Origin of the sequence: Microcoleus sp. PH2017_09_SFU_O_A (assembly GCF_020738625.1) — a bacterium.
In the GTDB taxonomy this organism is placed as follows: Bacteria; Cyanobacteriota; Cyanobacteriia; order Cyanobacteriales; family Microcoleaceae; genus Microcoleus.
The window spans coordinates 1-14,021 of the sequence record NZ_JAEQCF010000113.1; the positions used below are offsets into that span (position 1 = coordinate 1).

General features: G+C 45.7%; 9 protein-coding genes and 1 pseudogene. 9 read left to right on the forward strand and 1 reads right to left on the reverse strand.

Annotation, left to right across the window (positions count from 1 at the left end; translation table 11 throughout):
* The 9 genes and pseudogenes from JGK16_RS29635 to JGK16_RS29675 form a co-directional block, all read left to right on the forward strand.
* Positions 1–389: pseudogene (locus tag JGK16_RS29635) on the forward strand (zinc ribbon domain-containing protein); the annotation flags it as partial.
* Positions 390–949: 560 nt separating this feature from the next.
* Positions 950–1,210, forward strand: coding sequence for a glutaredoxin 3 (gene grxC, locus JGK16_RS29640; RefSeq protein WP_293185839.1), 261 nt, complete (start codon positions 950–952; stop codon positions 1,208–1,210).
* 67 nt (positions 1,211–1,277) lie between these two features.
* The gene (gene gshB / locus JGK16_RS29645) at positions 1,278–2,252 is read left to right on the forward strand and encodes a glutathione synthase (RefSeq protein WP_293185840.1); all 975 of its coding nucleotides are present in this window, start codon (positions 1,278–1,280) and stop codon (positions 2,250–2,252) included.
* Between the two features lie 433 nt (positions 2,253–2,685).
* Positions 2,686–3,804 (forward strand): Gfo/Idh/MocA family oxidoreductase, encoded by a 1,119-nt coding sequence (locus tag JGK16_RS29650; protein WP_293185842.1) that lies wholly within the window; start codon positions 2,686–2,688, stop codon positions 3,802–3,804.
* A 240-nt stretch (positions 3,805–4,044) separates the two neighbouring features.
* Positions 4,045–5,883, forward strand: a complete 1,839-nt coding sequence (locus tag JGK16_RS29655; RefSeq protein WP_293185844.1) for a CHAT domain-containing protein — start codon at positions 4,045–4,047, stop codon at positions 5,881–5,883.
* 160 nt (positions 5,884–6,043) lie between these two features.
* The gene (locus JGK16_RS29660; protein ID WP_293147937.1) at positions 6,044–6,625 is read left to right on the forward strand and encodes a hypothetical protein; all 582 of its coding nucleotides are present in this window, start codon (positions 6,044–6,046) and stop codon (positions 6,623–6,625) included.
* A 953-nt stretch (positions 6,626–7,578) separates the two neighbouring features.
* Entirely contained in the window at positions 7,579–8,790 is a 1,212-nt protein-coding gene (locus tag JGK16_RS29665; RefSeq protein WP_293203562.1) for a transposase, read from the forward strand.
* A gap of 57 nt (positions 8,791–8,847) precedes the next feature.
* Positions 8,848–11,352 (forward strand): cellulose synthase catalytic subunit, encoded by a 2,505-nt coding sequence (locus tag JGK16_RS29670; protein WP_293193519.1) that lies wholly within the window; start codon positions 8,848–8,850, stop codon positions 11,350–11,352.
* A 314-nt stretch (positions 11,353–11,666) separates the two neighbouring features.
* Positions 11,667–12,050, forward strand: coding sequence for a hypothetical protein (locus JGK16_RS29675; RefSeq protein ID WP_293193518.1), 384 nt, complete (start codon positions 11,667–11,669; stop codon positions 12,048–12,050).
* 73 nt (positions 12,051–12,123) lie between these two features.
* Here the strand turns inward: JGK16_RS29675 and JGK16_RS29680 are convergent, their stop codons facing one another.
* A complete protein-coding gene (locus JGK16_RS29680) occupies positions 12,124–13,554 on the reverse strand; it encodes an ABC transporter substrate-binding protein (protein WP_293193517.1) in 1,431 nt (476 codons plus the stop codon).
* Positions 13,555–14,021 lie beyond the last annotated feature (467 nt).

The following is a 14,021-nucleotide window of genomic DNA, read 5'->3' on the forward strand; positions in this document are numbered from 1 at the left end:
AAATCAAAACTTTGTCAGCATTCCTCATGCTCGACTAATTGAGATGTTGAAATACAAAGCTGAATTGATGGGAATAAAAGTGATAGAGCAAGAAGAATCCTATACTTCCAAATCGAATTTTCTGAATTTAGATCCAATTCCTGTCTACGGGAATCTTGGCGCCCAGGATACCAAATTTAGTGGAAAGCGAATTAAGAGAGGATTGTATAGAACATCGGAGGGTCGATTAATTAATGCCGATGTTAACGGAGCTTATAATATTTTGAGAAAAGCAATCCCAAATGCCTTCAGCGATGGGATACGTCGTGGGCGTAGCTCAGCCGAGGCGGGTCAATCCGCTCGAAGTGAAAGCGAAAGGGGAGGGACTTGAAGCCTCCCATGTCATGTAATAGATGACTATACTTTTACCAGCTATAGATAATTACCTTACCAGAAATAATTGGTTGAAAGCCGTAACCCCGATCGGGAGAAATGAAAATCAGACTATTCATTACTCCAATCCTCTTCCTTCTAAGTAGAGGTCGCTCTTAAACTGTCAAGCGGTCAACTGTCAACTGTCCCAGGTCAACTGTTGAAAGCTTGCAGGGTGCACTTGGAGCAGAAGGAAGAAGAGTTTAGCGCTCGAACGCCCTGAAGTCAAAAGCAAGAGATCCCATGGGGAAGTACAACGCGAAAAGTTCGCAACCGTCGGGCGGGGTTGCTATATATAAAAATTAAAATAAGATTAGTTAAGCAATACTTCGGACAGTTTTAGATCTAGTCGAGCCTCCGAAACCCTTACTGACTATATGCTGGACTATTTTTTCAATGTTTAAGTTCAGCCCTAAGTTTCAGAAAATGCGTAAAAAATGGCAGGGCTTACTCGCTCTCGGCTTACACGGCCGTTAAAAAACTGTCCGAAGTATTGTTAAGATTACAATAAAAAATATTGTTATTGTGTGAGCGTCCGATGACACCTAAAGTAGAAATTTACACTTGGAGAACCTGCCCGTTTTGCATTCGTGCTAAAGCACTGCTGAAGCAAAAAGGGGTTGAATTTACAGAGTACGCGATCGACGGAGATGGAGCAGCACGCGATCGCATGACCGATCGAGCCAACGGAGGCCGCAGCCTCCCCCAGATATTCATTAACGACCAACACATAGGCGGCTGCGACGAAATGCACGCACTAGATGCTCAAGGCCTACTAGATCCGTTGCTAGCAAAATAAGGCATTTCCCGTTGCATTTTGAATTTGCCTAAATTTTCATTCGACCAATTTTTAATTGTAACTGACCATGAAATTTGCATTCATCATCGATCCGCTCGATCGACTAATTCCAGGACATGATACCAGCGTAGCGCTGATGGAGGCAGCTCAAGAATTGGGTCACGAAGTGTGGGCGACTCAAGCCAACGAATTAAGCATCATCGGCGGCAAAACCTGGGCAATGTTGACTAGAGTAGCCCTCACCCCAGTCAAACAAGTAGAAGGGCGCTGGGAGGCGGCTGAGGCTTGGTATCAGGTGGAACAGCCTGCATTGGGCCCACTCGAAGCAATGGACGCAGTATTTATGCGTACCGATCCCCCAGTCAACGTTCCCTACCTTTACACGACTTATCTTCTAGACGGCATCGATCCCGCTAAAACTTTGGTAGTTAACAGTCCCAAAGGATTGCGAGCGGCTAATGAAAAGATGTATGCTTTGCAATTTGAGGGAGCGATCCCCGAAACAATTGTTTCTCAAAACAAGCAGGTAATTCGCCAATTTGTGGAGAAAAAGGGAGCGGCAGTTCTTAAACCATTGGGAGGCAAAGCTGGCGAGGGGATTTTGTTCTTGGAACCGGGCGATCGCAATCTCAACTCCATGGTTGAAATTAGCACTCAACAAGGCAAAATTCCAGTGATGGTGCAGACTTATCTGCCCGAAGCAAAAGACGGAGATAAACGAATCATCCTCTTGAACGGCAAGCCCATCGGCGCAGTCAATCGCATTCCCACCGGCAATGAATTCCGAGGCAACATGGCTGTCGGTGGCCGAGTCGCAAAAACAGAAATTACCGATCGCGAACATCAAATTTGCGCTCAGTTAGCACCTGTGCTGCAACGAGACGGACTGTACTTTGTCGGCATTGATATCATTGGCGGTTATCTCACCGAAGTTAATGTCACCAGCCCTACAGGAATCAGAGAAATCGATTTGTTTGATGAGGTGAGTTTGGGCAAACAAGTAATTGAATGGACTGTCTCGCAGGTAGGAACTAGACGCTAAAATCTAATAACCCAGAATTACTCATCGGTCAATTATTTTTTTTGAAAAATAACAAAAAAAATCGCCTTTTTTTTAGGGTAAAAAGCTTGACTTTGAGAATTTGAAGAGGTATCATGTAATAATGGGAGTGGTGACAAAATTTAAATTTAAGTCACCACTCCCATTATTAAATAATAATATCCCGATCGTCCCAAAAAATCAATAGGTAATAGCTACTTTTTTAGGACAAATTTTTTAACAAAATCACAAAAAACTCAGTGTATTCAACAATATTGTCAGAAGTTCATATCTGGGCCAGCTTGTCTAGGAGCAGAAAACATTGCACTCCGAAGCTTTCCTATCTTAAAATTATCTGCGTTAATCTGCCTTCAATCTGCGGTTGACTTCTCAATCAAAGACTGAATCCCCAATCCCAATCCCCAATTATTAAATCATGTCAAAAATTGGCGTTGCAGTAGTCGGTACAGGTTTCGGTCAAAAAGTGCACCTGCCCGGATTCGAGACCCACCACCGGACAGAGGTTGTGGCTGTCTATCACCGAAATTTAGACTCATCTCAGGCGATCGCCACCGCCCACAACATCCCCTACGCTTGCAACTCGATCGCAGATATAGTAGCGATCCCAGAAGTAGCGGGCGTCAGCATTTCCACGCCGCCATTTTTGCATTTTGAAATGGCAAAAACAGTCCTAGAAGCAGGCAAACATTTATTATTAGAAAAACCGACAGCCCTGACAGCTAATGAAGCCCGGGAACTTTACCGATTAGCGAATCGCGAATCTCAAACCCAAGCAATTGCCACCATGGACTTTGAGTTTAGGTTCATTCCCGCATGGCAAATGCTAGCAGAATTATTAGCAGCAGGATATGTAGGAGAAAAGCGTTTAATTAAAATTGATTGGTTGGTGCCCGGCCGCGCTGATGCTACTCGCCCTTGGAATTGGTACGCACAAAAAGAGCGAGGCGGCGGAGTTTTGGGCGCGACAGGTTCCCACGTTTTTGATTATATTAGCTGGCTGTTCGGCCCCGTGCAGAGGCTTTCTGGGCAATTGATTACAGGAATTTCGGCGCGGCCCGATCCGAACGATTCGGGAAATTTAAAACCTGTTGATGCCGATGATTCTTGTACGTTGATGTTGGAATTGGCCGGGGGAACGCCTTGTCAAGTTTGTTTGAGTTCGGTTACTTATCAAGGGCGGGGACATTGGGTCGAAATTTACGGCAGTCAGGGTACTTTGGTTTTGGGAAGCGACAATCAGCAGGATTACGTCCACGGATTTCGCTTGTGGGGTTCCCAAGCTGGAGAACCTTTAGCTGAAATTAAGATTCCTCAGAGATTGGAGTTTCCTCAAGTTTATCCAGACGGGAGAATTGCACCGTTTATTCGAGTAGTAGACAGGTGGGTTGAAGCAATTGATGCGGGGAAATCTTTGATACCGTCGCTCAAAGAAGGAGTTTACTCGCAGTTGTTGATGGATTTGACCCAGGAGTCAAATGCTACGGGAACTTGGGTGGATGTACCGAATTTAGATAAATTTTTGGGCGGTAGATAAGATTAAAAATTTACCTGAAAGAATTGGTTTAAAGCCGGAACCCTTGTAGGGAGAAATTAAAAGAAGGCTATTGATTACTCCAATCCTCGGACTTCCAGGTAGAGGTCGCCCTCAAACAGTCAACTGTCAACTGTCAACTGAATGAAAAAGCAATGTCGCCCACTCGATCGCACCCCAAACCCGATAAACTACTAATAGAGAAACTCGATCAATCCCTATATCCAGATTCGGTAGTTGTGAATGGCGCGCCCTGAAAGTCCTTGCCTCAGTATAGCGATCGCTCGCCTGAGAACCGCTGGGGCAAACCATTTTGCCACTTGGGTTCTACAAGCTCCCTATCCCAGCGGGTACGTTCACCACGACTGTATGTGGCCGCTGGCCCTGTCCCAATCTTGGAAAGCTTGGCAGGAAATGTTTTCCCCGTCAGGGACAATTCACGAATTGCCCCTAAATCCTGATGGCAGTTTCGTCTCGCCGGAAAACAACCAGAATCTACTGACAGAAACTGAAAAACGAACTGCTCAATCCCTACAAATCCCTCCTATTATCCGCTCTGTGCCGCTCCACCTCAGTCAAGGGGGGTTGGTGGAGAGGGGCGAGCAGAATCCGCTACCGCCACCTCCTAGCTACAGCAGTCGCCTGATGCAGCATTTGGGGATCGATCTTTGGCAGTGGCTGTTTGAAGGGCCGATTCAGGGCAGTCTCCAGGAAAGTAAAGGTATCGCGATCGGGCAAAATCTACCCCTGCGAGTCCGCATAGACTTGCGCGAACCGTATTTGATTGCCCTACCTTGGGAAATTATGCAGCCTCAAGCCGGTCAACCGGCTATTTCTCTGTCGCAGCAACTGCTTTTCAGCCGCACTACCAGCAATGTTGAGCCTTTACCGCCCCTGCGTCCTGCCGATTCCCTCAGCATTTTGCTCGTTTTGGGACAAGCAGAACCTGGCCGCGGTGCTAATTCTGAATTTTCCAGGGGCAATAATCGTCATTTGCAGTTGGAAGCAGAAGCAGTCGCCCTAGCTGGGGTTCTGGAAAATGCTTTTCAAACCGACGACAGCGGTAAATATTTCGACATCAGCGTTCCGACTCGCGTCGATACTCTGATCGAACCTACTCCGGCGGAACTAATTTCTCGGCTGGAAACTCAAGCTTATAACATTCTGTTTTACGCCGGCCACGGGATACCTGGCCCTGACGGTGGCTTACTGTTTTTGGGGCCGGACACGGCGATTAACGGTACTGAATTGGCTCAGGTTTTGGTTCGATGCCGCGTGACGCTGGCAGTGTTTAATGCCTGCTGGGGAGCTCAGCCGGCGGTGGAGAGGCTGCATTCAAATAACGGCCAGCAACAGGCGATCGCCCGCAGCAGTTTGGCTGAGGTGCTGATCCATCACGGGGTGCCGGCGGTGTTGGGGATGCGGGACTCGATCGCCGATCGCGAGGCCCTGAGTTTTATCCAAACTTTTGCCCAAGCTTTGGCAGGACGAATGTCGATCGATCGCGCCGTCGCCGTCGCCAGACAGCAGCTACTGACACTGTACAAGTTCAATCAACCGGCTTGGACGTTGCCCGTACTGTATATGCACCCAGAGTTTGACGGTCAACTGACTGAACCGGTAGATGACCTGAAAACTGAATTGCCTTTGAATTCTTCTACTTGGCTGGGACGTTTGCCGTCTTGTGCTTACTTGCGGGGGCGCGATCGACCAAATGTCAAATCTAGCGAATCTGGCAATCAGGTTTGGCCCATTACTGCTGGTATGGTTCGAGTCGGACGCTGGGAAGAAAACGACGTAGTGATTCGAGAACAGTGGGTTTCTCAAAAACACGCGGAGATTTTCTGTCGCAACAGCATCGGCGATCGCGGGGGCGAACCTAGCTACTTCCTGCGCGATTTTTCCCGCTACGGGACTCTAGTTTTGGGTACAGACGGATGGGTGAGAGTTCACCACCAAGAACTGCTGCTGCAATCGGGTACTCAGCTAAAATTTGGCAGTTCTCAAGGTCAGATTTTTGAGTTCACTATTGAGGTTCCAAAAACTTCGGGCTACAGTGAGACTGATTGCGGAACTAATTAAGGTGCGGGTGTAGCTAATGAAGGCAATCGGCGATCGGGACACCAAAGTTCTCGACGCCCGTGTCTCAAGTCTGAAGTTAAAACAGTTACTCACCACTGGCAACTAGCACTTGGCAGAGTCCACCTTCTGTATTTTACTTGAACTACTTAGGTATTACATCATGGCTACCCAATCTCCTGATTCTCAATATTTTCGCGACTCACAAACTCAGGCGCAGATGGAACTTCTCACCACAATAGTTCAGACTGATGTTGCTTATCCTTGGAATCCCGCACAGCTTGAATCAGAATCTTATTTAACCGATCTAGAGCAAGAATTTGCCCTGTTTGATTCCTTCAGCGACAGCGATATAGCGGAGAAGTCGCAAGTTTTATTCGGACAACTAGAACAAATTTGGCTGGCGACTTCTCTACAAAAGTCTTTGCGCGAAAAATTTGCTCGGGTTCCTCAAGATTTTCTAGCCTGCATCGCTCAAAGCGTCCAAAACGCAACTGTTAAGTATCAATCTTTAGCTGACCAAATGGTTGAGTGCGTGTTAGATATTTTGCCTCAGTGGGCTGAGGAAGATTTGCAGGTGTTGGCGCGTCCTTTGGCTTATGCGATGCGAGAGGCTGATTCGTCCGCAGTGGAAGTGGTGATGGAGACTAGAAGACCTTGGGCCCAATTGTCGGAAATAGAACAGGCGAGAGTTGGTTTGGCTGTCGCCCGCTATGCAATCTCGCAATTAGAAATTTCTGATTAGTTTTTGACGGCTAGTTTTTTAGGCTGCGATCGCGGTAATTTTTTAAATTAATATAAAATCAATCTACCTTTAGTTAGATGTCACATTCGTCTAATTATTAGCCCCTAGGGATTGCTATCTCAAACGATAGCAATCCTATTTGATTTGTAGACATGATATTTTTTGGTTGAAATAACTGCAAAAAGTCGAAGAAGGCTGGCAGTAAACAGGAAAAACCATCAGAAATGGGGCAAAAAATTTGGTTTATAGGGCAATACGGTTTACTTAACACTATTTATGCGCCGGAGATCCCCCTCGCATCCCCCTTAAAAAGGGGAGTAGGGGTTGACTTTGAGAGCATTCTTGTCCCACCCCCTACTCCCCTTTTTTAACGGGGGTTAGGGGCGATCTGTCTTAAGTGAACAGTATTGGTTTATAGGGAGGCACGTTTGTAGTGTGAACTTTAGTCCGCAGAATTTTATGAGCACGTGCATTCCGAAAATCCAACCAGGTTTGTAGTTGTGCGATCGCACACAATCTCAAGAAGCTCTTGCTATACTTTGCCTGGACTGGATATTGCTGAGCAGTTTGCCACTAAGCAGCGAGTGAACTATCATCGGAACCTCCGAGAAACCCCGTCGCTTTTAGCGCGGGGAGGGATAGGAGGCGAGTGAGGAGTCTCACCCCAACCGAAACCGACAATCGTTAGGTATCGGTAGGGAGAGGTGAGCGACGAATGAGCAATAAATCTATGCATGGCAAAAATAACTTGTTGTTGGTTAACTTTCGCTATATAATGGTGATATCAGCGAAAGCAATGTTTATGTACTCTACTCAGAAAAACCAACTACGCGACCTTGACAAAGCCGAATTCTTGGCGCTCAGAGAGTTGTGCAGGCTGAGTAAGAACCTCTACAATGTGGGTCTTTACACCGTTCGCCAATACTTTTTTGAAGAACGTAAACACTTGCGCTATGAGTCGGCTGTGCGATCTGTGCAAAGAGAATGAGAACTACCAAGCCCTCAATACAGACATTGCACAGCAAACATTGAAGGTGGTAGATCGAACCTTTAACAGCTTTTTTGGACTGATTAATGCGGTTAAATCTGGCACTTATCAACAGAAGGTAAGACTTCCTCACTACCAGCCCAAAGATGGGTATTTCGTGTTAATAATCCCTCGGATTAAAGTCAAAGATGGAAAGTTTAAAGTACCGATGTCCTATGCTTTTAAAAAGGAATTTGGAGATATAGTAATTAACTTTCCACAACGACTCGACCCCGCTCAGCTCAAAGAGGTTCGGATTCACCCTAAATACGATGCTCGATTCTTCGAGGTTGAGTATATCTCTAAAAGGGCAAATGAACCCTCCGAAACGATTGCTGGTAGTTCTCTGGCGATCGATCTTGGATTGGACAATCTGGCAACTTGTGTTGACACCAATGGGGCATCCTTTATTGTGGATGGTCGCAAACTTAAATCTATTAACCAGTGGTTCAACAAGGAAAATGCTAGACTGCAATCTATCAAAGATCGACAGAAGATAGAAAAACTGACCGAGCGTCAGGCTCGGCTGTATATCAATCGTAGCAACCAAATCAGGGATTACCTGAATAAAGCTGCAAGACTCATAATCGACCATTGCGTTAATACTAAAATTGAATGCTTGATTGTCGGATTCAACCTTGGGATGAAGCAAGATATCAATCTTGGTCGTCGCACCAATCAAAACTTTGTCCAGATTCCCTTTTATACCCTGAGAAATAAACTTAGAACTCTCTGTGAGCGATATGGGTTGAAATACAAGGAGCAGGAAGAATCTTACACATCTAAATCCAGTTTGTTGGATGGCGATGAGTTGCCCCTCTACAATGCCGATCGGCCAGCTACTTACCAGTTTTCGGGTAAGCGAGTTAAGCGTGGATTGTATCGGAGTAAAGAAGGACATTTGATTAATGCTGACGCACAAGGCGCGGCCAATATCGGACGTAAAAGTAAGCAGAATGGTTTTACCGGACTGTCTAGAGGCTGCGAGAGCCCAGCCGTTACGAATGAAAGTCTACTGAGGCTTGATTTTCTTAAGAATCCCCGTCCGTTTTACGGCGGGGAGTGTCAAAAAATTGTCAGAATGTTAAAAAATGTAAATATCGTCAGTGGGGTGTGTCGGAATTTTCAACGGGATTAAAAAGTGAACAGCAGGAAACCTTGACAGTTGCAGATACGATCGGGAATTGCAAATTTTATGAGAAATTCAAGATGTGACCTTCAAGACTTGAAACGCCGCTTTTTTAGGTGGATTTCGCACGTACAGATGGCAACGCTAGTCGTGTTGGGGGTAGTTGCTTTCGCAGGTGCGATCGCCGCAGCCTGGTTTAGCGGTGAAGGTACAGTCAGCGGTATTTTTGCCACAATCAATACTTGGCAGCAAAACCCGCCTGTGTGGCTGCAAGTACCTGCTGCGAGCAAGATGTATTTGTTAGTGCCGACTTTCGCCCTCGTCTCGGTTGCTTTAGCTACCATTAAAATTTCGCCTCAACCACAGAAATGGTCGCGGGCTGTGGTAGTTGGCATAGTTTTGGCTTTAACCATTCGCTACGTTTTGTGGCGATCGCTAGTTACCCTAAATTTAAGCGATCCCCTCAACGGTATCTTTAGTTTGGGACTGTTTTTCCTAGAAATGCTGATGGTTGTCAGCAGCAGCATTCAAATGTATTTAATGCTGAGTATGAAAGACAGGCATCGAGAAGCCGATCGCATGGCTGTTGCAGTTGCAGAGGGAAACTTTGCCCCGTCCGCAGACATTTTCATCCCAACTTACAACGAACCAATTTTTATTTTGAGGCGCACAGTCATCGGCTGTCAAGCTTTAGATTATCCTAACAAACAAGTATATTTGCTTGACGATACAAAGCGCCCTGAAATCCAATTGCTAGCCAAAGAACTGGGATGCAAGTATATAACTAGACCAGATAACAGTCACGCCAAAGCTGGTAACATCAACCACGCCACAAGCCTAACAAATGGAGAACTCATTGTAGTTTTTGATGCCGACTTCATTCCCACTAAAAACTTTTTAACAAGAACAGTTGGCTTTTTTCAAAATCCAGAAATCGCCCTCGTGCAAACACCGCAAAGCTTTTACAACCACGATCCCATTGCCCGAAATTTAGGTTTAGAAAATGTGCTGGTGCCAGAAGAAGAAGTATTTTACAGGCAAATTGAAATCATCAAAGATAGTGCAGATAGCGTAGTTTGTGCTGGCACGTCTTTTGTAATGAGGCGCAGCGCGCTACAAACAGTGGGAGGCTTTGTCACAAATTCAATCTGCGAAGATTATTTTACCGGAATTCGGTTGTCAGCCACCGGGTATCGTTTAGTTTACTTAGATGAAAAATTGAGTGCTGGTTTGGCGGCTGAAAATATAGAAGCCCATCTAACTCAAAGATTGCGCTGGGCGCGAGGCACCCTTCAGGCATTTTTTATTGATTCCAATCCTTTAACGATTCGCGGTCTCAGATTCGTACAAAGGCTGTGTCACCTGGAAGGATTGCTGCACTGGTTTACCAGTTTAAGCAGGATTGTGTTTCTGTTGATGCCTTTAGCTTATGCGTTTCTTGGGGTACTTCCTTTGCGGACAAATGCGCGGGAATTGGTCTACTTTTTCCTGCCTTACTATTTGGTGCAAGTTACTGTGTTTTCTTGGCTGAACCGCAAATCGCGATCGGCTTTGCTATCAGATGTTTACTCGTTCGTCCAGTGTATTCCTTTGGCGGTGACGGTGGTGAGTGCCATGCTCAATCCCTTTCAGAAAGGGTTTAATGTGACGCCAAAAGGAATTGCGACCGATCGCTTTAGTTTTAACTGGAATTTGGGATGGCCTTTGATTTTCTTGTTCGCAGCTACAGCATTCGGTTTGTTCCATAATTTAAACATTCATTTAGTTAAAAATATGGGCAGTTGGCAGGGAATATCAGCAAGTGCTGATTCGTTAAAAGGTGTGAGTGCGGGCTGGATTTGGAGCGCTTACAACCTGCTGATGCTGGGAATTGCGCTGCTAATTTTGGTGGATATTCCTAAGCCGGATATATACGAATGGTTCAATTTGCACAGGGTGGTGCAGTTGAATGTGGGCGGTCAAAGTTTTTGGGGAATAACTACTGTAATTTCAGAAAGTGGCGCTGAAGTTGCTCTGACTGAACGGCCGAGTTTTGCGGTCAAAGGTAAAGGGAGCAAACAGAGTTTTACCGCAGCAGAGATGTTACCCAAATATGCCGCTGAGACAAGTTTATCGCAGGGTAAAATCAGAGCGATAGCTCGCAGCGTAGCAGTCAAAGCGAGGATATCCGTAGCGCCGCCTGTGATGGAGTTGGACACCGAAGCTCGTTTTGGCAACTGTTTGATTGATTGCGACTCGGCGACTCTGGAAATTATGGAAGAGAAATGTTTGATTCCTGTGGCTAAGATTGAGTTGGTTAGCGATAAATCTCACTTGGAGTCGAATTTTCGGGATGCAGCAGGGTGCAGTGTTGCGGAATTTCCGACTGTGCGAATTGCGTTCGATCGCCTAAACATGAGCCAACACCGCTGTTTGATCGAAATGCTGTACTGTCGCCCCGGCCAGTGGAAGCGCCAGGAAACGCCCGGAGAATGGCATTCGCTGTGGCTGTTGTTGAGAATTGCTTTGAAGCCGAGGGCTATTTTTGAGAGAAACAGGCCGGTTAGGGCGATCGCAGTTTCCCAAGTTTAAAACTCATATCAAATCCGGTAGCATGGGAATTAATATTACCATAAATCAGGACACGGCATTGCCGTGTTCCTATTCCGATCAATTGTCTAAAAAAGACATTCAGATATCCTATCTATTATTTTTCCACAGCCAAAATTGATTGACAGAATATAAATGTTTTGATAACATAAAGTTAGTTATATTTCAATACCGTTGACTTAAGAACACCCTGGGTAAAACCCTATGAACAATAGATACGAAGATTGCTTCGTTCCTCTCTTCGGACTATCTTAAGTAAACCGTATTGAGTTATTTTTCTAAAATTTTCCTAACCTATGAAACTCAAGTCATCTTTGTTTTATAAAGCGGTTTTAGTGACAAATTTGCTCCTAGCATCTGTCACTACTTTCGGTATCGTTGCTCAAGCCCAGACAAGTAGCTCCACTAAAAATTATAAAGGTGTATGTAGTTTTTACGGACAAAATCAACGACAGGCACAAACAATCGGCTGCTCAGTCAAGCAGAGTCTCACCCAAATTACAATTACCTGGGAGGATGGATTCATAACTAATGTGGTGTCTTCAGAAGACGGTGTTTGGCAATCAATGCCATCTCGCTCGCTCGCCGGAGTTACATTTTATGCCGGTAGTGGACAAGTCTCTAGAGTTGAAATTTACGAAGGCCCTGGTAAAGGTATTCTTGTTGTCAATCCTCTTTGAAGAAAGACCAAAACAACCCCATTTCTTTTATTATGAAACAGGCTTTCCGGCCTATTCATAAAAGGTAAAGATCTCATAAACCGGATATCGGCACAAATTCATAACCGTAACTGGTGCGATTTCCCGGTTTAACAATTACTAATTGAACTGCTCGATTGCGATCGCCCGAAGGTAAAAAGCGAATCGGCCCCGATGCTCCTGTTGCCGAAAAATCTGACGCAGATAAAGCTTGTTGAATGCCTGTGCGAGTCGGATTGCGCCCTAATCCGACAATTAGCGCGATCGCCGCATCGTAAGCTAAAGCTGTGCGCCAACTGACTTCAGCATTCCAAAGTTGTTTCGAGGTTTGGGGAAAGTTTGACTGCGGATCTGCGAGAATGTGCCAAGGAACTGCTAACACCATATCTGTGGCTCCTGCGCCACCAATTTGCAGTGTTTTAGCACTATAAGCGCCGTCTCCTGCTAGTAATGGCAGCCGTTTGGCGTTGACTTGCACTACTTGCAAAGCTTGGTCGATAGTCGCCGAATTGGACGCTAACATCATGACTTCTGCTCCCTGGGCGATCGCACTTTTAACGCTTTCGGCAGCATTAAAATTCCCCTTAGCAAAGTCAAATTCCGATACGATTTGTCCGCCATCTCCGTAAACAGCAGTAGTAAATTCATCTTTTAAAGATTTGCTGTAACTGCTGGCAGAATTAAAAAATATAGCAACTTTTTGCTTTGGCAATTTTGTCAGCATATAGCGGGAAAGAGCATTCGCCGCAAATCGATCGCTCGGAACTGTCCGAAATATATTGCTGCCAACTCCTGAAAGCTGCACAGAGGTACTTGTCGGAGAAATTGCTACTAATTGATTTTGCTGGTAAATCTTGCTCGCTGCTAGGGTGGTGTCCGAACCAAAATGCCCGATTACTCCTAAAATTTCTGAGTTATTGGCGATCGCACTGGCAATTTGCGAGGCAATCTCTGGGTTGTTGTCGTCGTTAGCAATTAGCACTTTTAAGGGAGTCCCGTTAATGCCGCCCTTTTGGTTGATTTCATTTTGAGCTTGAGCGACTCCCCGCAGAATTTCTTGAGCAGCATTGATATCGGTGCCAATGGGAACCGCTGCGGCAATTGTGTAGGATTTTTGATTGCCGATACGGGCGTTGTTGAGGTAAATTAGTGCTTCGGGATCGTTGCGATTGGTTTGCAGTGAAGCTTGTAAGTCTGAAATAGCCGCGTTGTAGTTGCCAGATGCGATCGCCTCTACTGCTGATTCTTTAGTTGTTGTTGCTTTTTCAGAAATTAACAGTTTTTTTCCGGCACTCAGACGCTGCTGAATTTGCTGCTCTGACTGCGATGAATTCCCCGTCGGGGGCTTAGAAAACGTCTGATTTTCGGGTGATAAACCTCCAGGAATGCCGCCGCGGCTTGTCAGCCACCAAATACCTGCACCGGCTAGCCCGATCGTAATTAGGAGTGATAATACCAAAACAGCGGTTTCGTTTTTTTGGGACATGGCTGCACAATTTTAGATTTTAAGTTTTAGATTCAGTCATTAGTGCGAGCGTCCCCGCTCGCGAACGTTATTAGTGCGAGCGTCCCCGCTCGCGAACGTTATTAGTGCGAGCGTCCCCGCTCGCGAACGTTATTAGTGTCCCCGCTCGCGAACGTTATTAGTGCGAGCGTCCCCGCTCGCGAACGTTATTAGTGCGAGCGTCCCCGCTCGCGAACGTTATTAGTCATCAGGAAGAAGGAAGAGGGAAGAAGGCTATAACGGCTATAACGGTTACGCGATCGGGTAAAAAGAAGGAAGAGGGAAGGAAGAGGGAAGAGGCAGGAGGCAGAAAAACCAATCTAATTATATTTTGACATTTTTTTAATAATCTAGGACTTACGCATTGACAAAATCACAAAATAGTGCATTGATAAATATGAGTGGTCTACTTTCCAGGTATTTGACAATGAGAAAAACTACCAAACCCT

Bases quoted from the DNA above. Each gene is read 5' to 3' on its own strand.
- grxC (WP_293185839.1), top strand. From the start codon at position 950: ATGACACCTAAAGTAGAAATTTACACTTGGAGAACCTGCCCGTTTTGC.
- gshB (WP_293185840.1), top strand. From the start codon at position 1,278: ATGAAATTTGCATTCATCATCGATCCGCTCGATCGACTAATTCCAGGA.
- JGK16_RS29650 (WP_293185842.1), top strand. From the start codon at position 2,686: ATGTCAAAAATTGGCGTTGCAGTAGTCGGTACAGGTTTCGGTCAAAAA.
- JGK16_RS29655 (WP_293185844.1), top strand. From the start codon at position 4,045: ATGGCGCGCCCTGAAAGTCCTTGCCTCAGTATAGCGATCGCTCGCCTG.
- JGK16_RS29660 (WP_293147937.1), top strand. From the start codon at position 6,044: ATGGCTACCCAATCTCCTGATTCTCAATATTTTCGCGACTCACAAACT.
- JGK16_RS29665 (WP_293203562.1), top strand. From the start codon at position 7,579: ATGAGTCGGCTGTGCGATCTGTGCAAAGAGAATGAGAACTACCAAGCC.
- JGK16_RS29670 (WP_293193519.1), top strand. From the start codon at position 8,848: ATGAGAAATTCAAGATGTGACCTTCAAGACTTGAAACGCCGCTTTTTT.
- JGK16_RS29675 (WP_293193518.1), top strand. From the start codon at position 11,667: ATGAAACTCAAGTCATCTTTGTTTTATAAAGCGGTTTTAGTGACAAAT.
- JGK16_RS29680 (WP_293193517.1), bottom strand. From the start codon at position 13,554: ATGTCCCAAAAAAACGAAACCGCTGTTTTGGTATTATCACTCCTAATT.